Here is a 22,031-nt window from a genome sequence, read left to right as displayed (position 1 = left end):
CTCAGTCGATCATCACCTTATAGCTGCTCGGTTAAAGTTAGTGATAAGATGTTGCGGCAAGGTAAATTCGACAAGGAATAAAAAGTGAATCAAGACGTTGCTAATAACAATAACAGCAAAGATAGCGTCACCGATGCTGAAACCGTCAAACCCAAAGCAAAGAAAGCTTTTCTCAATAGCATTAATCACTTTCGCGGCATCGCCATTATTTTTATCGTTATGGCGCATTGTTATCGACCCGCTGGCTGGCAAGTAGAAACCTTAGCCGATAAAGCTTGGTTCAATTTGATGATGAATGGCACGGTGTTTTTTGTGTTTATTTCGGGGTTTCTATTCCACCATGTGTTCTCCCATCGTTGGGATTACAAAAAATACATGAAAAACAAAACCAAATTTGTTTTCTTGCCCTACCTGCTATTGTCCCTCCCTTGGATTGTCTGGCATATCACTGCAGGCACGGACCCCTTAATGCACCTTAATTACACCAACTTAACTGGACCTGCAGAAGTCGCTAGTTGGTATGTGATTACTGGACGTACATTAACAGCTTATTGGTATATCCCGATGGGGATGATGTTATTTGCGCTATCACCTTGGGTGATGCATTTACTTAAAAAACAGCGATTAATGCACTTTGCACTGCCTTTGTTTGTCATTGCGATGATGATCCATCGTCCAGAATCTAATTTAAATGCCATTCAATCGCTGTTCTATTTCTTGCCCGTGTACCTGTTTGGCGTTTGGAGTTCAGAACACCGCGATAGCTTATTTAAGTTCATTGATAACTACTGGCTGCTGATGTTGCTAACGGCCATTGCCTTAGCTGTCGGACAAGCCCACTTCTTTGGCGCTGGAGTGTTGAATAAACCGGCCTTTGAAATGAGCGTGCCGGATCTAATGCTACCGCAAAAAATCTTATTAACTTTAGTGATATTGGCCATATTAAATAAGTTTGAACATATCAGCATAAAGCCATTACAAAAACTTGCCGATGTGAGCTTTGCCATCTATTTCATTCATCCATGGATCACAACGCCCTGGTGGATGATTTATAACAGCCCTGATCTGTTTAATCTTCAAGATCACGGCAACATCTTCACCACCCTGTTAGTGACCTTAGGGGTGATTGCAGTTTCTTATGTTATTGCCGTGCTCATCAAGCGCCTGCTCGATAAACGCAGCCGCTATTTAATTGGCTGGTAACCGACAACAATAATAAAGGATGTTTCTTTGATGTTTATTTACTCGCGTCTATGCCGCAACTTGGCACTGCTTTGCTGTGCGATTTTGCCCAATAGCTTAATGGCTAACTCACCAACATCAGCAGATGATTTTTATGATGGTCCGTACGTGTTCCAGCAAAAGTCTGATCAGTCCAAGCAAGTGAACTGGATTTGCCAAGGCAAACTCAAACAGCACAATGTCACCGAGATGAAACTGTCTCGCCCAAGTGACTGCGGCCAATTACCGCAACCAACACTTAATCCTGATGCAACCAAACTATCAGCTGATAGCTATCAAGGGGTAAAGCGCATCGTAGCGCTAAGTGATGTACACGGCCAATACGATGTGTTAATTCAATTATTACAACGCCATAAGATTATTGACAGTGAACTCAATTGGGCGTTTGGTAATGGTCACATGGTGATGACTGGCGATATGTTTGATCGCGGCCACCAGATTAATGAAGTACTGTGGTTTATGTACAAGTTAGATGCGCAAGCCAGTCAAGCTGGTGGTAAGCTGCATCTACTTATGGGCAACCACGAACAGATGGTATTTCGCGGTGATTTACGCTACGTCCACCCAAGGTATGAACTCAGCAGCGAATTACTCGATAGACCCTATGATGAGCTTTACGGCAAAGACAGTGAAATCGGTCAATGGTTAAGATCGAAAAACACTTTAGTGAAGATCAACGATACCTTATTCCTGCATGGGGGGGTAGATATCGAATGGGTAAATAGAAAACTGGCGCTCGATAAAGTTAACCAGCTTTATCGAACTAATGTTGATAAAACCAAGGCAGAATTAAAACAAGACCCATTATTAAGCTATCTGTTCTTTGGCAATGGCCCCACTTGGTTCCGTGGTTATTTTGACGATAACTATTCCCAAACAGAGCTCGATACTATTTTGGCTTATTTTGATGTTAAGCGCATTGCCGTTGGCCACACCTCTCAAGATCGAGTGTTAGGTCGTTTTGACAACAAAGTGATTGCTATCGATTCCAGCATTAAAAAAGGTAAGTCAGGTGAACTACTGTTTATCGACAACCAATTGTGGCGCGGCACTTATAACGGTAAAAAGCTGCCCCTATAAATCAAACTTTTGCAATTAACTAGCAGTTAGCGGGTTTCAGCTACCCGTTTCAGTCACAGGCAACAAACACACCGTATCGCGTCCAGCTTCCTTGGCGCGGTACAAGGCCTGATCGGCTATAGCAATCATTTGATCTAAACTAACTTGGTGTTTTTCATCATGTTGCTCATAGTTATCGTCAACGCTTTGGTCACGGGCGCAGCTATCACAACCAGCATCATTGTGCTTAACGCTATAACAGACACCAATACTGGCACTGACGCGATATTGCTGCATATTAGACGCGGAAAAATCAATATCTTTAAGCTGTGTGCGTATCCGTTCAAACACCGCCAAACTTGCCTGCTCAGACTGATTAACCAATACCAGCATAAACTCCTCACCGCCCATGCGGCAAAACAGACCATCACCGGCTAAAACTCGTAAAGTTGTTTGGGTTGATTGACGTAACACTTCATCGCCACTGGCGTGGCCAAAGGTGTCATTAATGGTTTTAAACTTATCCAAATCCATAATCGCAATAGCAATGCTTTGCTGCTGCTTTCGAGCCCGCTTTAACAGCTGCTGCGCTGTTTCTATGCCATTACGCCGATTGGCTATTCCGGTCAAACTGTCGGTATTAGCTAACACCCGAATACGCCGTAACGCATAGGCCAGCCAAATAAATACTATGATAAGTGCGCATAACAACACAGTGAGTAAAAATAGTTGGCTGTTCTTATGATCAATTGATTGCTTCTGATTGTTGAGGGTGATGAGGTTTTCAACATTAGTTTCTGACAGCTCAGCGGCTTGCTGGGCATATTGCTCGGACTCGACGGCCTGCTCTACTCTGTCGGTACGTTTCGCACCTTGCTGATCACTGTAATTGCGAATTAAGGTCACCAGCGCTTGTAAACGGTTAAACAAGCTCACAATATCTTGGTTGGCATAATCAAGTTCAGCTTGCACCAGCAAAGTCTCAAAACGCCCTAAATTGTCACCAACACGTTGATACTCCGCTAAAATGCTATTGAGATTAGCCGCCACATCAGTTGTTTGGCCCAAACGTACCATGGCAGCAGCCCTAAGCAGCTGCATTAAATTTCGGTCGGCAAAATAACTCTGTGCATCATGACTCAGCATCAGCTCAGTTGTCGCCAATACTTGCTCATTGCGTCCAAGCCGAGCATTGATTTGTACCTTCTGCGACATTAACGCCCAATAATATGGATGGCCTATCGCAATATCGTATTGCTCTCGAATTTCACTCAGTTTGGCTAGCGCCAACTGAGGCTCTCCTTGCATATCCAGCAAGGTAGCCATTTTGAGCTCAATGCCGATTTGACTGTATTTGGCTTGCAGTAACTGCGCCTTAGCTAACGCTTGATCTAGCTCTTGCGAGGCCGACGTCAAATCGCCTAAATACATCTTTAATGATGCAACCTGATATTGCGCTGTTAATGCACGGTAGTCATTGCCCAGCTCAGTCCACAAATGCTGCGCTTTAATTGCAGCATCTAACGCCAAATCAAGCACATTGCTTTCAAATAAGCCCACTTGCAAGCTGGTATAATAGTAGGCTTGAAGGTAAGTTGAATCTTGCTGTTTTATTGCACTTTCAAGAGATTGCAGTGACTTGATATGTTCACGAACATTATCCATCAACAGCCGATATTTAAACTCTAATAGTTGCAGCCAATATTGGCGAGCGGCTGACGGGTTTGGTAATACCTTTTCGGCTTCAGCAAGCAAACCCAGCACTAAGGTTTCATCGTGATGAACAACCGCCAAATCCGAGGCCACCATAAAATAGATGCCTAACTCGGTCTCATCCATTGCATCGAGCTGCTCACCCAGCTCAGCTAACTTAGCTACCGCATCAGGTAAGTTTTGACTGGCTGTAGTTTCAATCACTTGCAGCTGCTCGCGGTATCCTTGAGCCATCACACTGAAATGGCTTAATAGCGATGACAAAGCAACAATATTAATTAGCAGACGAATTCGCCGCCACATACTCTCTCCTTGAGAATACTTTCAAATTTAGTCTATAAGCCCAATATACCCACGCCAGCTCTAAACTAGCACTAAAAATCAGTCAGCTTTAGCCTAGCTGCAACTCATGATTCTAAACAATTAGTGCAAATAATAGCACTTTAGCGTAAAACAATACGCTTGCATGCACAATCAATTACCCAATAAAAAAGGCTACCCTAAAGTAGCCTTATTTATTACACCACACTTGTTAGCTGCTTTTAGCCTGCATCCCTTGCTGTACCGTGATGGCCTCTTGTGCGGCAATGGCATCATTGAGTTGCGCCTCAACATATCCGGGTGAATGTGTTGCGCCCGATATAAGGCGATACATCGCAGGGATCACTAACAAGGTGACAAAGGTGGCAAACGCCATACCAAAGAACACCACGGTACCCACGGCAATACGACTCTCAGAGCCTGCCCCCGTTGACATAATTAACGGTATTGCACCAATCAAAGTGGTGAAGGCTGTCATCAAAATCGGACGTAATCGTCTGGCTGATGCATTGATAATCGCTTGCTCAATCGCTTCGCCCTTATCACGTAATTGGTTAGCAAATTCCACAATCAAAATACCGTTCTTAGTCACCATACCAATGAGCATGATCATACCAATTTGGCTATAAATGTTGAGACCTTGCCCGGTAAGATACAATCCCATAAAACCACCAAACACGCCCATGGGAACCGTAAACATCACCACAAGCGGGTTGATAAAGCTTTCAAATTGCGCCGCAAGGACTAAATAGGCGACTAACAATGCTAAAGCAAATACCACCATGACACTGCTTTGGTTCTCTTTAAAGTCTTTTGACTCGCCGGTGTAGCTAACGGAAATATCACTAGGTAGTATCTCAATGGCTTTAGCATCAAGAAAGTCCAGTGCTTCCCCTAAGGTATAACCCGCGCCCAAATTGGCTTTTAAGGTGATCGATTTTTGCTTGTTGGTGTGGCTCAGTTTATGGGCCGATGCCACCTCTTCTATCTTAGTGATCGCATCAAGGGTAATTAGCTCACCTGAGGCACTGCGCATATAGATTTGACTTAAGTCAGCCATGTTATTAAAGCTATCTTCATCACCGCGCAGATAGACATCGTACTCTTCACCACGGTCGATAAAGGTGGTTTCAGTGCGGCCACCTAACATTACCTCTAAAGTTTCTGAAACCGACGCCACACTAATACCAAGCTCGGCTGCCCGCTGTCTATCGACACTAACAACCAGCTCTGGTGTGGTTTCTGCATAATCTAAATCAGCCCCTTCCAGCATAGGAGACGCAAAAGCGGCCTCCTGTAGCTCTTGTGCCCATTTAAATAGCTCTTTGTAATCCGAGCCGCCAAGTACAAATTGCACCGGCTCACTGGACTGACCCCTAAAGCCCGGAAGCATAGGGCGCACCATGACATCGGGAATACCTTTTAGTGCTTGCGCCACAACCCCTAAAGCTTGCTGAGCATTGATGTCGCGGTCCTGCCAGTCTTCAAGCTGCATGATCACAAAGCCCGTTTGATCACCCGCACGGCCACCAAATGCAGGCGCTTGCACACTAAAGGATTTAATCACCCCTTGACCAAGCAAGGGCATTAAACGCTCTTCAACAATATCCATGTTGGCGGTCATACGATTGTAACTGGTGCCTTCAGCCCCTTTAACAAAAGCAAAAATCACTCCGCGGTCTTCTTGCGGTGCCAATTGTGCAGGCACTTGATTGAGCAACCAGCCACTACCAGCAATACACAATACAATCACTACTGGCGCAGCAAAACGCCAACTGACGGCCCAGGTCACTGCGCGGCGGTAGTTGCGCTCCAGCGCCACAAATACCTTATCTACCCACAAGTTAAAACGGTTTGGTTTGACGTTAGATTTTAAAATCTTACTACCCAGCACAGGGGTTAAGGTGAGTGCCACCACCGATGAAAAAATTACAGCCATGGCTAACATCACCGAAAACTCGGTAAACAAACGCCCCACCATGCCATCCATAAACGAGATAGGTAAAAACACCATCACCAACACCGCCGTGGTCGCCATTACCGCAAAACCGACTTCACGAGCACCTTTATATGCGGCAAGTAGAGGTGGCTCACCCCGTTCAATATGGTGGAACATATTTTCAACCACCACGATGGCGTCATCGACCACTAAGCCAATGGCTAAAATCAGTGCCATCAAAGTTAGTAGGTTAATGGAAAAACCAAAGAAATTAGCCGCAATACACGCTGAGATAAGCGAGACAGGCACAGTCACCGCTGGAATCAATGTCGCCCGAGCTTGGCCAATAAAGATATACAGCACCAGCACCACTAAGCCGCCGGTGATAAATAAGGTGTTATAGACTTCACTGATTGAGCGGTCGATAAATACCGTTGAGTCATAGTCGATAGTGAGCTGAGTGCCTGGTGGCAAGAACTTTTGAATACGTTCCACTTCTTTACGCACATCTTTAGCAACCTCAAGTGGGTTAGCGTCAGATTGCGCAATAATGCCCAGACTTAGGTTAGGTACACCATCACTTTTAAAGGTTGAGTTCTCATTTTCGGCACCAATAAATACCGAGGCCACATCTTTCAGGTAGATAGGCGTGCCATCGTCGGCAGTGCGCACGACTAAGTAATCAAAGTCTTCTGGATGATGATAAAGGCGTGCGGTTCGAACTGTCATCACTGTGGTGTCGTTACGTACTTCACCACCGGGAGTTTCAACGTTTTCAGTTCTTAATGCGGCAATAATATCTGAGGTAGTGACATTACGACCCGCCATTAACTCTGGGTTAAGCTGCACATACATCACCTTGTACAAGCCACCTGAGATATTGATAGAGCTAACACCGGTGATCAGGTTAAACCTGTCTTCTAACACTCGCTGGGCATAATCTGTAAGTTGAGTACGATCCATCACCGATGAGCTTAGATTGATATAAACCGACGGCTGACCGGAACCATTATCTTTCGACACAATAGGATCGTTAGCTTCATCAGGTAACCTACGCTGCGCGCGGGCAACCGCATCACGTACATCACTGACCCCTTCGGTTAAATCCCAGTCGAGATCAAACACAATTGTGATACGAGACATCCCGTTGCGCGTCACTGAAGTAATTTCATCAACGCCGCTAATACCAGTTAACTCATCTTCGATGGCTGTAGTGATCTGGCTCTCCATGATGGTGGCCGACGCACCTTCATAGGTGGTCATCACAGTGACGACTGGGCTTTCCACATCTGGCATTTCACGAACCGCCAGTTTAGAAAAGGAGACAATACCAAATACACATAACAGCAAACTTAATACTATCGCAACGACCGGCCGCTTTACTGACACATCAGAAAGTAACATTAACCACGACTCCCTTGAGCTTGCGCTTCGTCAATATCGGCAATTTGGGTATCTGCGGCGCGACTCAAATCGTCGACTTTTAGACCATCACGCATATTCACTAAGCCTTGTACCACGATTCGGTCACCCACATTAACCCCTTCACTGATCAGTACTTCATCTTGAATTCGCGCACCAAGTGTCACTTGGGTACGTTTAGCCATCTGGTTTTCGTCCACCACATACACAAAACGTTTAGTTCCCGAATATTCAAGCGCTTGTACCGGAATCACCGGTTCTAGCACCGCAGGAAAAGTTAAATTTGCCGACATCAACATCCCAGGTTTGAGCTTGTTGTTCAGGTTGTCAAAGTTAACTCGCACTTTCATATTAAGCGTGTCTTGGTTGATGCGAGGATCAATGGCGACAATATGCCCGGTAAAGCGTTCTGCAGGCCAAGCACGGTTAGTGGCACTGACTTGCATGCCAACACTCAACATCGATAAATAGGTTTCAGGGACTTGAATGTCCAAGCGCATTGAAGACAAGTCATCCAGACTAAGGAGCTCGCTACCCACCGACACCATTTTGCCTAAACTAAAATCGACCAAACCTGCAGTACCGGAAAACGGCGCACGAATGTAATGATAGTCAAGTTCAGCTTGCGCCGCGCTTAAACGCGCCGCAGCCATTTCCACGCTGGCACGTTGACCATCTATTTCGGTTTGGGTAATGGCGTTACTATCGATTAGGCGGTTGAACTCGGCGAGTTTACGTTTCTCATCTAAAAGGTAGGCGTTGGCTTCGGCAAGGTTTGATTTGGCGCGCGCATCTTCAAGCTCAATGAGCACTTGTCCGACACTAATGGTTTCATTGGCATTTACGTTAATGGCCTTAATCTTACCCTGCACTTCGGGGGCGATATAAACTGATTGATTCGCCTCTAACTTGCCAATCAAGGTGATCTGCTGTGACAGTTCGTGCTCATCGACTATCCCCGTCTTTACAGGAACGACACGAACCGATTTTCCTTTAGGTTGGCCCTTATTGGCTTCACTTAAATTGCTATAGCCAATCACGGCAATCACTGCCACTATAAGAGGGATTAAAACAAGGCTTTTTTTCATGATAACTACTGCCAACAAACAAGACCGATATTGGTAGTTATTTTAAAGAAAAATGCCGAAGAATTAGAGTAAATGAATGTAAAGCTAGGCAAATAACTTATCTAATAGTAACAAAAACTTGTAACAAAAAATCTTACATAACAAGCCGTAAAAACCTTCACCACAAACGTGCAACAAAGATCACCAAAACCAGACATTTAAGCAACCACTTTAGCTTGCAAAAATCCACCACATCAGCCATGCTGCCTTGATGCAAATTCACTGGATTGACTCACCACAAGATCGCCAACAAATTAAGCAGTTCTACCGCCAATTTATGCCCGCGGCCAAACCTAATGCCCGGGAACATATTGCAGTAATGATTGACGGGCAGGCCTCGCCAATAAATCTCCTTAACGTCAACGATATTATTGCCGCGTTAAGGCTACGGCCAATAGGCGAGAACCTGTTACTTACCGGCATGTTAGTCAGCCCTACACACCAAAATCAAGGCTATGGAAAACAGCTACTTAGGGCCATTACGCCACAACTTGCAGCAAAGCCAACTTACCTATTTTGTTTACCGAGCTTAGTCGACTTCTATCGCCAACAGCAGTTTCAACAAACCACCAAGCTACACAATGATATTGGCCAATTATTGCAGCGCTACCAACAACGTGAACCTCAGCTCACCGCCATGCGCTATCAGCCCAGTAACACAGATATTTAGCAGGCACACCTTCAATGTTGACCAGTGCTGCGGTATGGTGAGCAGCACACCTACCCTCTTGGAGCTCGAAGTGAAAAAGCTTGCGTTATTTGTTGATGTGCAAAATATCTATTACACCTGCAAAGAAGCCTATGGTCAGCAATTTAACTACCGCAAACTGTGGCAACATTTAAGCTATGAAGGCGACATAGAGATAGCCAACGCCTACGCCATCCATCGTGGTGACGATGGCCAACTCAAGTTTCAAGATGCACTTAAACACATCGGCTTTGATGTCAAACTCAAACCTTTTATTCAGCGCAGTGACGGCAGCGCCAAAGGCGACTGGGATGTCGGCATCACCATCGATATTATGGAAGCCGCCAACCAAGTAGACAGCATCATTTTACTGTCTGGAGACGGCGATTTTGCACTGTTGCTTGGCCACATCGCCCACAAATATGGCATCGAAACCCAAGTGTACGGCGTACCACAACTCACCGCTAAAGCCTTAATGGATGCCGCCACAAAATTTCATGAAATAGAGCAGAGTTTGTTGCAGTAAGGGAATGTGGCTAGCACCAAAGCTCAAAATTAGCTATTGAAGCCATCGTCGTTTGTTAGACGCCAGATGACTGAACCTGATTTAGTAATGATAACGACACGAAATTATCGTTATCGCTTGATCATCGACGGCGTAAACAAGCCAGTTAGTATCATCAATACGACGAGACCAAAAACCAGACAAGTTCTCTTTTAACGATTCTGGTTTGCCGACGCCCTCAAATGGAGACCGCTTAACATCGTTGATAAGTTTGTTGATACGCTTTAGTGTTTTCTTGTCTTGAGTTTGCCAATATAGGTAATCATCCAAAGCGTCATCAGTCCACGACAGTATACGTTGACGACTACTCATCAATTAACTCTCATGCTGTTGTCTTACCTGCACGATACTGAGCTATCGAACGGTTTAGGTGTTCAGCGTTTTGAGGAGAGCGCAGTAAGTTAACTGTTTCCATAAGGCTATTGTAGTAGTCTAAAGACATAACCACAGCATCTTCAGAATCTCGCCGTGTAATAACTGTTGTATCAGCATCATTAACTGCACCATCCAAAACAGCTTTTAGACCATTTCTAGCTTCCGTAAAAGATACGATTCTCATAAGAACCTCCATATGTACAGTTTATGGAACAAGTGCAGTCTTCATTAATCTACATGTACATGCAATATTAATAAAGCAACTAACACCAAATTAAGGTTTGAACAACGCTAATATCTAGCCTAAACCATTGTGCCATAAACACTAAATTAGCTAGAAGTGAGAGCGCAAGCGTTGTAAATCACTCTTAACCTTCTTGTATGGATAATAAATTAGGGGCTTACCAGACTGAAACAGTGATAATAAGCGGTGTCTTCAAGACTAATGAGAGTTCTTCTTGGCCTAGAGATACAACCTCTTGTTATATGCGTAAAACAAGCATAATAGGAGATTAATATTTATGCCATTAACTATGGATGGCAATTGAATTCTGGTGAAAAAAAGTTGAATTTAAATTTCCATTAAACTTCCATTAAATTCTAATGAGGCTACGAAGTCTAAAGCATATACTGAAAATCGGTAACCGTTTATAACTTGATCACACCAGTTGATTTATTTGGTAGAGAACGAGCAATAGTTGATTTATTTGGTAGAGAACGAGCAATTTACGTTTACTCGTTATTTTCATTGATTTTTCACTTTTCACTTTTCACTTTTCACAAAACACGATTAAGGAAGAGTACTTATGCTTAATAATGTAGCTACAACTACTACAACTACTACAACTACTACAACTACTACAACTACTCCTAAAACAGTTACAGAGGACTTCTCAGCTTCTGTATTAAAAGTGAAGAGATCATCTGATATACCTATAAATATTAAAAATCTAAATAATCAAGTACACAAAGGCTTTATGATGTTAAAAGATAAAGAAATGTATACACTTGCCTTAAAACATACCAATCTAAATAGTCAAGTACACAAAGGCTTTATAATGTTAAAAGATAAAGAAATGTATACACTTGCCTTAGAACATACCAATCTAGATAAGCCAAATGCTCAAGTACTCCAAAAATATAAACCAGAACCAGGACTAAAAACACCGGGAACACTAGAAGCACCGGGAACACTAGAAGCACCGGGAGAACTAGAAGCACTAGAAGCACTAGAAGCACTAGAAGCAACAACACTAGCAACACTAGCAACACTAGCAACACTAGAGGCCAGTACTGGTGACGTACAAACAGAAATAGAGAGTATATCGGCTAAACTCTCAGAACTCAGTCAGAAGGATGGAAGCTATCTATCAGAAACACTTTATACACGAACAGAACGTTCACTGGCAGTAGAATTAACTGAAAAATACAAGAAAGAATAACAGAAGTGCGGAGTGTAATTGTGGGGTAACAGGTTCTGTTTAATTGCCGTTTAGTTAATGCAACCTCCTTGCTTTGTTGTATGCGCAAATCTAGCATAGTAGGAGGTTGTCATTTACGCCAACCAAGTAGACAGCATCATTTTACTGTCTGGAGACGGCGATTTTGCACTATTGCTTGGCCATATCGCCCACAAATATGGCATCGAAACCCAAGTGTACGGCGTACCACAACTCACCGCTAAAGCCTTAATGGATGCCGCCACAAAATTTCATGAAATAGAGCAAAGTTTGTTGCAGTAAGGGAATGTGGCTAGCACCAAAACTCAAAATTAGCTATCACGCCATAATATCCTGTTTGATTAAAGCGAGTATCTCCCGAAAAAAGCAAAACCAAACTAATAGCCGAATACGCTCATCTAAGCTAAAAAGCACCGACTATATAGCTCCTATATCATCAGCTGCAACCAATTAGCATAGGTTTAGCGCAAGAGCATACTTATGGATAAGCGGTTGAATTTAAATGTTAATCATTTATTGATTTTACGAAGTTTAAGTTTAGAATAAGCTTAAACATGGATGTTAGCATTACGATGGATTTTCCCACCAAAGAAAACCTGCTAACGAAATCTCGAAGGCTAGATTATGGCTTTAAAAGACATATTTAGAAAACTCAGTAATCATATCGGCACTCACAAAGTGCACTTGTGTCCACAGGTCAAAGGTCGATTAGTTAATAATGGCCAACCTTTAGCCAATATCAGGATCGCTAGGGGTCTGTATTACTCGGATGGTAAATACACCGAAGATGAGTGTTATACCGATAGCGATGGCAATTTTACTATGCCAGAAATGAGCCTACGTTCAAGCCAGCCTGCTTTATTAATCGCTGAGCAATTTACCTCACAAAGAATATTTGCGCACCATAACAACAACCAGTATCTATTATGGGCTAGCCGAAATAGCGGAATAAAGCCCATAAAAGAGTTTGCTATAAAGCTTCAATCTCTCCATGGAGATATTAAAGACGATGAAGTTTACTTTGGGTTTAATAACAAAGAGCACACCAGCCCATTTAAATCTTTGAGTATTTGTCGTTGGGAAGATGACTTTTATATTATCGACCCTGAGGCAGAGTTTTCAAAAATGGCCAAAGGTGCTTTAGAGGAATAAGAGGGAGTTAATATGAGCAATGGAATGCGAACACTTACACCAGCAATTGCTGCAAATTTTGCGTCAATAGCTTACGAGGCAAATAACATAAATAACTTACAGCTAACTGATTACTACACCGAGCTAAAATCTGGCTTTTCTTTCGAAAGCAATGCTATATCAGGTGTTAGCGGTAGCATTTTAGAACGGCTTTTTAAACATAAAACGACATTCGGTTGTATCGCCAAAGGCAAAACGGGTCCATTTAAAGGTGATTTTGTCATTGCATTTCGGGGCACCGATAGAAAACGAGATGTGGTTACTGACTTGCATTGTGGCGTCAGCACCTGTAGCAATGGCCAACCTGTACACGCTGGCTTCAACCATACTTTTAACTCCATAAAACAGCAGCTTGAGTACTATTTTTTGCAAAATGCAAAACAAACTACTAGCGGACTAAAAGTTCATATTGTTGGTCACAGTCTTGGCGGCGCGCTTGCGAATCTTGCTGCAAACTGGCTCAAAAACCGCTTTAAAGCTAAGGTTAAACTCTATACCTTTGGCGCACCACGTGTTGGCTACCCCAGCTTTGCCTTAAAAACTGTCACATCAACCAACAATGAAATCTATCGCTGTATTCACGCAGGAGATCCGGTACCTCTGGTGCCAGTGTGGCCATTTGTTCATACCGAGAATGAATATATTTTACATGGAGCCCCTAGTATTACAGCCAAAGCCCACAGCATGACCGCATTTACTCCTGGCTATTTGCATACAGCATCAGGTTTCAGCAACTATAAAGCCATCAATAAAGGTAAAGAGAGTCGGTTAAATAAACAGGTAAAACTTGATTACGACAAACGTTTGCAAGCCACGCCAACGACCCGATGGGCACGAATTATCGGTGAAGCCATCATCACGCACCTGCACCAATCAGGTAAGCTACATGCTATTCAAGCTGATATATCTAACACCCTCACTGTGTACGATAAAATTGCGCGGGTACTCGCCGATAGCATTGATATATCGACGAGTCATGCCGCCGACGTTAAGGGGATTCTCGGACACATTTTGGCATTCTGCGGAGCGCCATTTAAGGCAATAGAGCTGTCTTACAGATTCGTTCGCAATACATTAAGCCTAATGCTGAGCACTTTAACTAAAATGGCTAACCTTGCATTAAAAGCATCATAATACACACCACCTGTGAAAGAGATATTTTACCATCGCAATCAAATATCTCTTTCAAAGCAATCGACACAATAGTCACATATCATTGTATTGAAGTATGTTCACTATCAATCGATCAAAACCCGTACAGCTTTTCACAATAAGCTTTAGCCACCTTTTGCCAAGTAAAACGCTTAGCCACAGCATGTTGACGCATCGATTGAAATTGCGGTTGCGAAGTTAACGCTACGGCTTCTGACACTGTGGCTAACATGGCTTGTATCTGCACATCGATGGTTTCACCGTTAAATACCCAGCCATCTCGTTGATGGCTGACGGTATCTTTTAAGCCGCCCACGCCATGAACAATGCAAGGCTGCCCCGCTTTCATCGCTAACATTTGACTGATACCACAGGGCTCGAACGAACTGGGCATCACAAACAGGTCGCCATGTTGATATAACAGCTGAGACAAAGGTAAATCAAAGCCGTTGATAAACAATAACTGCGGACATCGGCCTGCTATCAGTCGCAGTTGCCGCTCAATATCAGCATCACCACTGCCAAGCACAATAAGCACCACCTCACGTTGCTGTGGCTCTGCCGCTTGAGCTGCTTGCAACAGATGTTCAATGGCATAGCGACCATCTGGCATCAGTGCGAGCAACAGCGCGACTTTTTGATTGGTCAGCCGCCCAACAGAAGTCAGCATGCTAATTGGCACAGACTCATCACCTTGATGCAGCTGCGCAATTCGGCGCAGATGGTTTATTCGCTGCAAAGCAATTTGATCTTGGCTGGCAACCCATTGGCTTTTACCCATATTGGTTAGCACACATAGCTCAGTAGCATCTAACACCTGCAGCAACGCCTCACTGCTTGTTGCTGCTGTCAGCTTGGCACTATCGACTTTAGCGTCGTCATAAAAACAGCCATTAAGTATACCGTGTACCTGACCAGCTTCGGCTCGGCGAGCAATATCTCGCTCTAAGCCCTCGCCGCCAAATTGTCCAATGGCAGCATCGCTTGGTCGCAGTACCTCCTCAGCATAACTGGGAGACACAAAATGAATCGCATCGGTTAGATTAATCGCTGCTCGCATAGGGTTAACACATTGGGGATGATGCGGGTCATTAATGACAGCCAACTGCTCAGCGGTGAGCTGTTGATATAGCTTCGGAAACCAAGCCTGTAACGATGAGTGTTCATTGGACAAAGGCCGCTGGCCTTGAATCGATAAATTATGCACGCTGTAAACGCTATGGATAGCTTTCAGCTGCTGATATCGCGCATCATAGGCCCGCAGTATGGCCAACACCCCACAATGCCAGTCATGCAGATGCAACACTTCCGGTTTATCGACCATAGCTTGGCAAATCATTTCCGCTGCAGCGGCTGCCATCAAGGCAAACTTATCGGCATCATCGGCAAAGGGGCGACCATCGTTATTGCTAGTATAGATTGCTCCTCGTGCATCAAAGCTGGGGTGGTCTAGCAAATAGATCGCGCTACCAGTCACTTGCGGGTGAGGCGCAATATAAAGTTTAACCCACCAGTTTTGACCACGAAACGGCACTGAAACATCAGCAATAAAGCGGGCATTTAGCTGTGATACTAAAAAACCATAACTTGGCATCATCACATCAACCACCACATGCTCATTGCAAAGCGCAGCTGGCAGATCGCCAATCACATCTGCCATACCACCGACTTTTGCCCCAGCTAAGGCGGCATTTTCCGCCGCCAACATCAATACTCTTTTCATTATCTATTCAATTTATTCTGGTTTAACAACAAGCTTTCTTTATTCGTAACCCACAGGTAGCCCTAACATGTCACGGGTCACTAAGGTGATACCTTTTTCAGACACCCTAAAGCCACGGGCGCGATCATGACGGTGGTCATAACCAATCACAGTGCCCTCAGGAATAATGCAGCCACGATCTAAAATGGCATTTTTGATCTTGCAATGACGCTGGATCACCACATCAGGCAGTACCACCGCATCTTCCAAAGTGGAGTAACTGCACACCCGCACTTCATTAAACAGCACCGAGCGCCTTACCGTCGCGCCAGATATAATGCAGCCACCACTGACAATCGAGTCAAGCGCCATGCCGCGGCGGTCATCATCGTCAAATACAAATTTTGCAGGGGGAAGCTGTTCTTGGAATGTCCAAATCGGCCATTTGGCATCATACAAATTCAGCGCCGGCGTTGGACTGAGTAACTCCATATTTGCCTGCCAAAATGAGTCCAAGGTGCCCACATCGCGCCAATAGGACTCATCGTCTGTAAAGCCACTGCAAAACGGATGAGCATAAACTTGATGGTCTTCAATAATCGACGGAATGATATCTTTACCAAAATCCCGATCTGAACCTTCATTTTGCGCATCACGTTTAAGCTGCTCGAACAAGAAATCGGTGTTAAACACATAATTGCCCATCGACGCTAAACAACGCTCTGGATCATGGGGCAGGTGTTTAGGCAACTCAGGTTTCTCTTCAAAACCAAGAATCTTATTTTTGTCATCCACTTCTACTACCCCAAAGGCCCCTGCTGCTTCAGCCACTGGTACTTGTTGGCATGACACGGTCATATCGGCGCCCGATTCCGCATGAGCGGCCAGTAAACCTGCGTAGTCCATTCGATAAACATGGTCGCCAGATAAAATCATCACATACTTAGGTAGCTCGTTGCGGATAATATCGATATTTTGAAACACTGCATCGGCAGTCCCTTGATACCAGTTGTCGGAATAACGTTGTGATGCAGGCAATATTTCAACCGACTCACCTAACTCCTTCTTAAAGTGCCCCCAACCGCGCATCACATGGCGGATCAGTGAGTGCGACTTATACTGGGTCACGACCCCAATACGCCGGATCCCCGAGTTAACGCAGTTGGACAACGGAAAATCAATAATGCGAAATTTACCACCGAAATACAGCGAGGGTTTAGCGCGCCAATCGGTCAGTTCATGCAGGCGAGAGCCACGACCACCAGCCAAAATCAATGCGTAGGTTTCTCGGGTTAAGTTACTGATATAACGTGGGCTTGGGTTATGCATAACGGCGCGCTCCTTGCGTCAAAAAATCATTAAATCCATCTGATAAGCGACTCATATCTAAAATGTGTAGCAGCTTCATGGTGTTACCCCCCAAATCTCATCTCGGTAGCCAGCAATGGTGTTATCACTAGAGAAACGTCCACTCGCTGCGGTGTTTCGAATGCTCATTTGTGTCCAGCTATGGGAATCGCGATAGGCGCTAGCGACTTTAATTTGAGTTAAGCGGTAGTCTTCAAAATCCGCTGCGGTCATCCAAGGATCCGTTGGCGATAACATGCCAGCTAACACATCATCAAACTCGCCAGGCTCTAACAGATTAAAATGACCACTGCGGATCAACTCGATCACCGCAGCCAATGCCGGAGATTGGTCAATAAACGCTTGCGGACAATAATCGCGTTTTTGCTGTTCAACTTGCTGGGCATCTAAACCAAATAGAAAGAAGTTGTCAGCACCCACTTCTTCGAGCATTTCGACATTGGCGCCATCTAAGGTGCCAATGGTCAATGCGCCATTCATCATGAATTTCATGTTGCCCGTGCCAGACGCCTCCTTTCCTGCTGTTGAGATCTGCTCTGACACATCAGTGGCACTGCATATTTTTTCCATGGCGCTGACGTTATAATTGGGTAAAAAGGCAAAGCGTAAGTAGGGGCGTACTTGCGGGTCGGAGTTGACCATGTGGGCAACATTATTTGCCAGCTTAATCAGCTTTTTCGCCATGGCATAGCCAGGCGCAGCCTTACCTCCTATCAACACACAGCGCGGGACTAAATCTTCAGTGTTGCCTGCTAAAATCTGCTGATAAAGGTGGATCACATGCAAAATATTCAGCAGCTGACGCTTATATTCATGGATCCGTTTGACCTGCACATCAAACAGCATATTGGCATCAAAATCGACCTGACATTGCTGCTTAATCATCAACGCCAATTCCGTTTTGTTTTGTAATTTAACCCGCTGCCAATCGCTAATCAGTTTGTCATCATCGGTATAGGCGCTCAGACTGCTTAAATGAGTCAAGTCAGTGATCCAAGCCTCCCCCAAGCGCTTGCTAAGTAACTGGCTCAGTCTTGGGTTGGCATGGGCTAACCAGCGGCGTGGCGTCACGCCATTGGTACGATTGTTAAATTTCTCTGGCCAAAGACGATAGAAGTCTTTAAAAAGGCCCGAGGTCAACAGCTGGGTATGCAAAGCCGCCACACCATTGACTGAGAAACTGGCGACAATGGCTAGATAAGCCATGCGAATATGGGGATCATCTCCCTCTTCAATAATCGACATTTGTGCCAACTTGTCGCCTTGCCCCGGCCATTCGTGAGCCACTAAATCCAAGTAGCGCGCATTAATCTCATAAATGATCTCTAGCAAGCGCGGCAGCATGTGCTCAAACAAACGCACAGGCCATCGCTCTAACGCTTCTGGCAACAGAGTGTGATTGGTGTAAGCCATGGTTTGGCTTGTGATTTGCCATGCTTCATCCCACTCCAAAGCATAAATATCAATCAACAGACGCATTAACTCTGGAATAGCGATGCTTGGATGGGTGTCGTTTAACTGAATAGCGTGCAAATCAGCAAACTGGCTGAAGTCATCACCATGAACTGCAACATATTGTTTTAGCAGGTCTTGTAGACTTGCAGAAGATAAAAAATACTGCTGCCTTAAACGCAATTCTTTGCCGTTGACGCTGGCATCATTGGGGTAAAGCACCATAGTGATCTGCTCTGCCAAGTTTTTACGCGCAACGGCTTCGGCGTAATCACCTTGGTTAAACTCCGCTAAATCAAAATCATCGGTCGCCTCTGCCTTCCAAAGCCTCAGGGTATTAATGCGTTTATTGCGGTAACCAGGGACTGGCATATCATAGGCAACCGCTAACACATCTTGAGTATCAACCCAGGTCATATGACGGCGACCTTGATGATCAACATAGGACTCGGTATGACCAAAAAACGGCACCGTTACATTGTGATTCGGTACTCGCACTTCCCATGGATTACCATCTCTGAGCCACCTGTCAGGACACTCTATTTGATAGCCATCTTGGATCTTTTGACTGAACATGCCGTATTCATAGCGAATGCCATAGCCCACAACAGCCAAATCCATACTGGCACAACTATCAAGAAAGCATGCCGCTAGTCGGCCTAAGCCGCCATTACCTAGACCTGCATCGTGCTCTTGCTCTGCAATGGTCTCTAACAGCTGTGAATAGGGCAACAAGGCTTGGCGCACATCGGTATCTAAATCCAAATTTAACAAGGCATTGCCTAAAGCGCGGCCCATTAAAAACTCCAACGACAGATAAGCAACTTGCTTACGCTGATAACGGCCATCTTTGAGTCGAGTTTGACGCCAGTCATCTAACATCAGCTCTTTAACACTCTGTGCCAGCGCATTAAACAGTTCCTGGTTATCATGCTGGTCGCCATTCAAGCCATGCATAATTTGTCGTGACAAACTGTCCGCTAGCTGTTGCTGCCTAGACGTTGTAGCCGCCTTTTTGGGCACGGCTTTGGCCTTAGATGTGCCGTTAGTTTTCGCGGCCGATTTAGCCTTAGTGGTGCTGTTAGGTTTGCGTTTAGCTTTACTAGCCTGGGATTCGCTCATTAGCTTGCTCCTTCAAATTGGGCGTAGAACACCATTAAGCTTTTGTCTTGCAATAAAAACTGTTGCTGCTTACCGATACCACCAGCAAAACTACCCTCACCTTGACCCACAAAATCTTGGGTATGAATTAAGCAATCCCAATGACTGATCCCGGTAATCGAAGGTAAGCTAAAGTTCAGTGGCGTCTCATCGGCATTGAGCATCAATAACAAGGCCTGTTTACAGCCGCTTTGTGCTTCAAGCTCGCCGCTGATTACGACACTTAATGTGCGGGTATGGGCTTCGCTCCAAAGGGCTTTAGTCATGGGGTCGCCTTGACGACAAAACCAGTCCAATGCTGGCGCACCATTGGTACATGACTGATGGATATAATCTCGATTACACAAGATGGGAAAGCGCTGGCGAAGTTGAATCAATCGGCGGGTAAATGCCAATTGCTCGTCACTATGGATATCATGCTGCCAAGATAACCAAGTGATAGGATTATCTTGGCAATAGGCATTATTATTGCCTTGCTGGCTGTGACCTAGCTCGTCTCCAGCGAGCAACATCGGCACCCCTTGCGACAGCAATAATGTGGTCAGCATATTGCGCGATTGGCGAGTTCTTAGTGCTTGGATTTGTAAATCAAAACTTGGGCCTTCAACACCATAATTTTCACTAAAGTTTTCCTGATTGCCATCGCGATTTTGCTCGCCATTGGCTTGATTATGCCGTTGCTGATAACTGACCAAATCAGCTAATGTAAACCCATCATGGCTACTGATGAAGTTGATACTGGCACTGGGTTTACGCCCTGCATGCTCAAACAGATCGCCTGAGCCATGAAAACGCCTCGCAAACTCAGGTAACATGCCCAAATCACCTCGCCAAAAGCGTCTTACCGTGTCGCGATATCGGTCATTCCACTCACTCCACCCCATGGGGAATTGCCCCAGCTGATAGCCGCCTGGACCGATATCCCAAGGCTCAGCAATCAAGCGCACTCGGCTCAATACAGGATCTTGCTTAATGGCATCAAAGAAGCTCGAATTAGCGTTGAACCCCTGAGGTTCTCTGCCTAAGGTGGCCGCCAAATCAAAGCGGAACCCATCAACGCCCATCACCTCAACCCAGTAACGCAGCGAATCCATCACTAAACGCAGTACATGGGGATTACTTAAATCAACACTATTACCGCAGCCGGTATCATTGATGTAGTAACGGGGCTGTTGCGGGTGCAACCGGTAATAACTGAGGTTATCGATTCCCCGAAAACTGTAAGTGGGCCCGAGACAGTCTCCTTCAGCGGTGTGGTTATAGACCACATCTAATATCACTTCGATACCCGCTTTATGTAGCGCGCTGACCATCTGGCGAAACTCATTGATATCAGCTTGCTGCAGATAAGCCTGATGAGGAGCGAAAAAACCAATACTGTTATAGCCCCAGTAATTGCTTAATTGCTTGTGCTGTAAAAAGGGTTCGCTGGCAAATTGCTGTACAGGCAACAACTCAACAGCGGTTACCCCCAATGCCTTGATGTAGTCAATAACCTCGGCATTGGCCAATCCACAAAACCGCCCGCGCTCAGTTTGCGGAAGGTCTGGGAAACGTTGGGTGAAACCTTTGACATGTAATTCATAGATAATACTGCGCCGCAGCGACAGTGACGGCTGACTTTGATCATAAGCTTTAGCAACGGCCGCAATTGGCGGCAGATCACGACAATCAACAATCTTGCACTTTGGCATATAGTCGCCACTGTCGAGCGTGCAAAAACTCAAGTCCTGCTGCTCGTGCTCCTGCTGATAACCATAATGGCTAATATGATCGGTAAACTCACCTTGTAGCAACTTAGCATAGGGATCGAGCAGCAGTTTATGGCGGTTAAATCGGTGCCCTAATTGCGGCTGATAAGGCCCATCGACCCGATAGCCATAAGTATACTGTGTCGATAGCCCCTCAATGTGACCGTGCCAAATATGGTCGCTTTGCCTCGGTAAGGCTACTTGGGCAATCTCATTGCGGCCACTGGCATCATACAAGCACAGATAAACCGCACTGGCATGGGCAGAAAACAACGCAAAGTTAACCCCAGTATCATCAACTGTCGCGCCCAATGGATAAGGTTGGCCTCGGGTGATCTGCATG

General features: G+C 45.1%; 16 protein-coding genes and 1 pseudogene. 8 read left to right on the top strand and 9 right to left on the bottom strand.

Going from position 1 to position 22,031, the window contains the following annotated elements; all coding sequences use genetic code 11:
• Positions 1-84 precede the first annotated feature (84 nt).
• Together ACHUFW_RS01710 and ACHUFW_RS01705 are read left to right on the top strand one after the other, a co-directional pair.
• Positions 85-1,203 (top strand): acyltransferase family protein, encoded by a 1,119-nt coding sequence (locus ACHUFW_RS01710; protein WP_394200258.1) that lies wholly within the window; start codon positions 85-87, stop codon positions 1,201-1,203.
• 30 nt (positions 1,204-1,233) lie between these two features.
• On the top strand, positions 1,234-2,322 hold the full coding sequence (locus tag ACHUFW_RS01705) for a metallophosphoesterase (protein WP_394200257.1): 1,089 nt from the start codon (positions 1,234-1,236) through the stop codon (positions 2,320-2,322).
• A 36-nt stretch (positions 2,323-2,358) separates the two neighbouring features.
• Here the strand turns inward: ACHUFW_RS01705 and ACHUFW_RS01700 are convergent, their stop codons facing one another.
• The 3 genes from ACHUFW_RS01700 to ACHUFW_RS01690 all read right to left on the bottom strand — a co-directional run bounded on the left by ACHUFW_RS01700 (position 2,359) and on the right by ACHUFW_RS01690 (position 8,784).
• The gene (locus ACHUFW_RS01700; RefSeq protein ID WP_394200256.1) at positions 2,359-4,317 is read right to left on the bottom strand and encodes a GGDEF domain-containing protein; all 1,959 of its coding nucleotides are present in this window, start codon (positions 4,315-4,317) and stop codon (positions 2,359-2,361) included.
• A 229-nt stretch (positions 4,318-4,546) separates the two neighbouring features.
• Entirely contained in the window at positions 4,547-7,678 is a 3,132-nt protein-coding gene (locus ACHUFW_RS01695; protein ID WP_394200255.1) for a multidrug efflux RND transporter permease subunit, read from the bottom strand.
• Positions 7,678-8,784: an efflux RND transporter periplasmic adaptor subunit gene (locus ACHUFW_RS01690; protein ID WP_394200254.1), complete on the bottom strand. Its 1,107-nt coding sequence runs from the start codon at positions 8,782-8,784 to the stop codon at positions 7,678-7,680. The genes ACHUFW_RS01695 and ACHUFW_RS01690 overlap by 1 nt, the downstream gene beginning before the upstream one ends.
• Before the next feature lie 250 nt (positions 8,785-9,034).
• Here ACHUFW_RS01690 and ACHUFW_RS01685 point away from each other — a divergent pair, with 250 nt between their 5' ends.
• On the top strand, positions 9,035-9,493 hold the full coding sequence (locus ACHUFW_RS01685; RefSeq protein ID WP_394200253.1) for a GNAT family N-acetyltransferase: 459 nt from the start codon (positions 9,035-9,037) through the stop codon (positions 9,491-9,493).
• A gap of 70 nt (positions 9,494-9,563) precedes the next feature.
• Complete coding sequence (locus ACHUFW_RS01680) at positions 9,564-10,037, top strand: LabA-like NYN domain-containing protein (RefSeq protein ID WP_394200252.1); 474 nt, start codon at positions 9,564-9,566, stop codon at positions 10,035-10,037.
• Positions 10,038-10,118: 81 nt separating this feature from the next.
• Here ACHUFW_RS01680 and ACHUFW_RS01675 read toward each other — a convergent pair whose 3' ends face one another.
• Entirely contained in the window at positions 10,119-10,388 is a 270-nt protein-coding gene (locus ACHUFW_RS01675) for a Txe/YoeB family addiction module toxin (protein ID WP_394200251.1), read from the bottom strand.
• 10 nt (positions 10,389-10,398) lie between these two features.
• Complete coding sequence (locus ACHUFW_RS01670) at positions 10,399-10,635, bottom strand: type II toxin-antitoxin system Phd/YefM family antitoxin (protein WP_394200250.1); 237 nt, start codon at positions 10,633-10,635, stop codon at positions 10,399-10,401.
• Between the two features lie 622 nt (positions 10,636-11,257).
• Between ACHUFW_RS01670 and ACHUFW_RS01665 the strand changes: the two genes are divergently transcribed.
• From ACHUFW_RS01665 to ACHUFW_RS01650, 4 genes and pseudogenes are all read left to right on the top strand, one after another.
• Positions 11,258-11,893 (top strand): hypothetical protein, encoded by a 636-nt coding sequence (locus ACHUFW_RS01665; protein WP_394200249.1) that lies wholly within the window; start codon positions 11,258-11,260, stop codon positions 11,891-11,893.
• A 117-nt stretch (positions 11,894-12,010) separates the two neighbouring features.
• A pseudogene (locus tag ACHUFW_RS01660) lies at positions 12,011-12,193 on the top strand (NYN domain-containing protein); the annotation flags it as partial.
• 342 nt (positions 12,194-12,535) lie between these two features.
• Positions 12,536-13,063: a DUF6795 domain-containing protein gene (locus tag ACHUFW_RS01655; protein ID WP_394200248.1), complete on the top strand. Its 528-nt coding sequence runs from the start codon at positions 12,536-12,538 to the stop codon at positions 13,061-13,063.
• Between the two features lie 12 nt (positions 13,064-13,075).
• Complete coding sequence (locus ACHUFW_RS01650; protein WP_394200247.1) at positions 13,076-14,236, top strand: lipase family protein; 1,161 nt, start codon at positions 13,076-13,078, stop codon at positions 14,234-14,236.
• A gap of 112 nt (positions 14,237-14,348) precedes the next feature.
• Here ACHUFW_RS01650 and ACHUFW_RS01645 read toward each other — a convergent pair whose 3' ends face one another.
• The 4 genes from ACHUFW_RS01645 to glgX all read right to left on the bottom strand — a co-directional run bounded on the left by ACHUFW_RS01645 (position 14,349) and on the right by glgX (position 22,030).
• Positions 14,349-15,977: a glycogen synthase gene (locus ACHUFW_RS01645; protein WP_394200246.1), complete on the bottom strand. Its 1,629-nt coding sequence runs from the start codon at positions 15,975-15,977 to the stop codon at positions 14,349-14,351.
• Positions 15,978-16,016: 39 nt separating this feature from the next.
• Positions 16,017-17,285 (bottom strand): glucose-1-phosphate adenylyltransferase, encoded by a 1,269-nt coding sequence (glgC, locus tag ACHUFW_RS01640; RefSeq protein ID WP_394200245.1) that lies wholly within the window; start codon positions 17,283-17,285, stop codon positions 16,017-16,019.
• Positions 17,286-17,360: 75 nt separating this feature from the next.
• Positions 17,361-19,898 (bottom strand): glycogen/starch/alpha-glucan phosphorylase, encoded by a 2,538-nt coding sequence (locus tag ACHUFW_RS01635; protein WP_394200244.1) that lies wholly within the window; start codon positions 19,896-19,898, stop codon positions 17,361-17,363.
• A complete protein-coding gene (gene glgX / locus ACHUFW_RS01630) occupies positions 19,898-22,030 on the bottom strand; it encodes a glycogen debranching protein GlgX (RefSeq protein WP_394200243.1) in 2,133 nt (710 codons plus the stop codon). Before glgX ends, ACHUFW_RS01635 begins: the two co-directional genes overlap by 1 nt.
• Between the last annotated feature and the right edge of the window lies 1 nt (position 22,031).

Origin of the sequence: Shewanella waksmanii (genome assembly GCF_043643685.1) — a bacterium.
Classification (GTDB): Bacteria; Pseudomonadota; Gammaproteobacteria; order Enterobacterales; family Shewanellaceae; genus Shewanella; species Shewanella waksmanii_A.
Note: the sequence above shows the minus strand (reverse complement) of the source record. Positions and strands in the feature narration are given on the sequence as shown.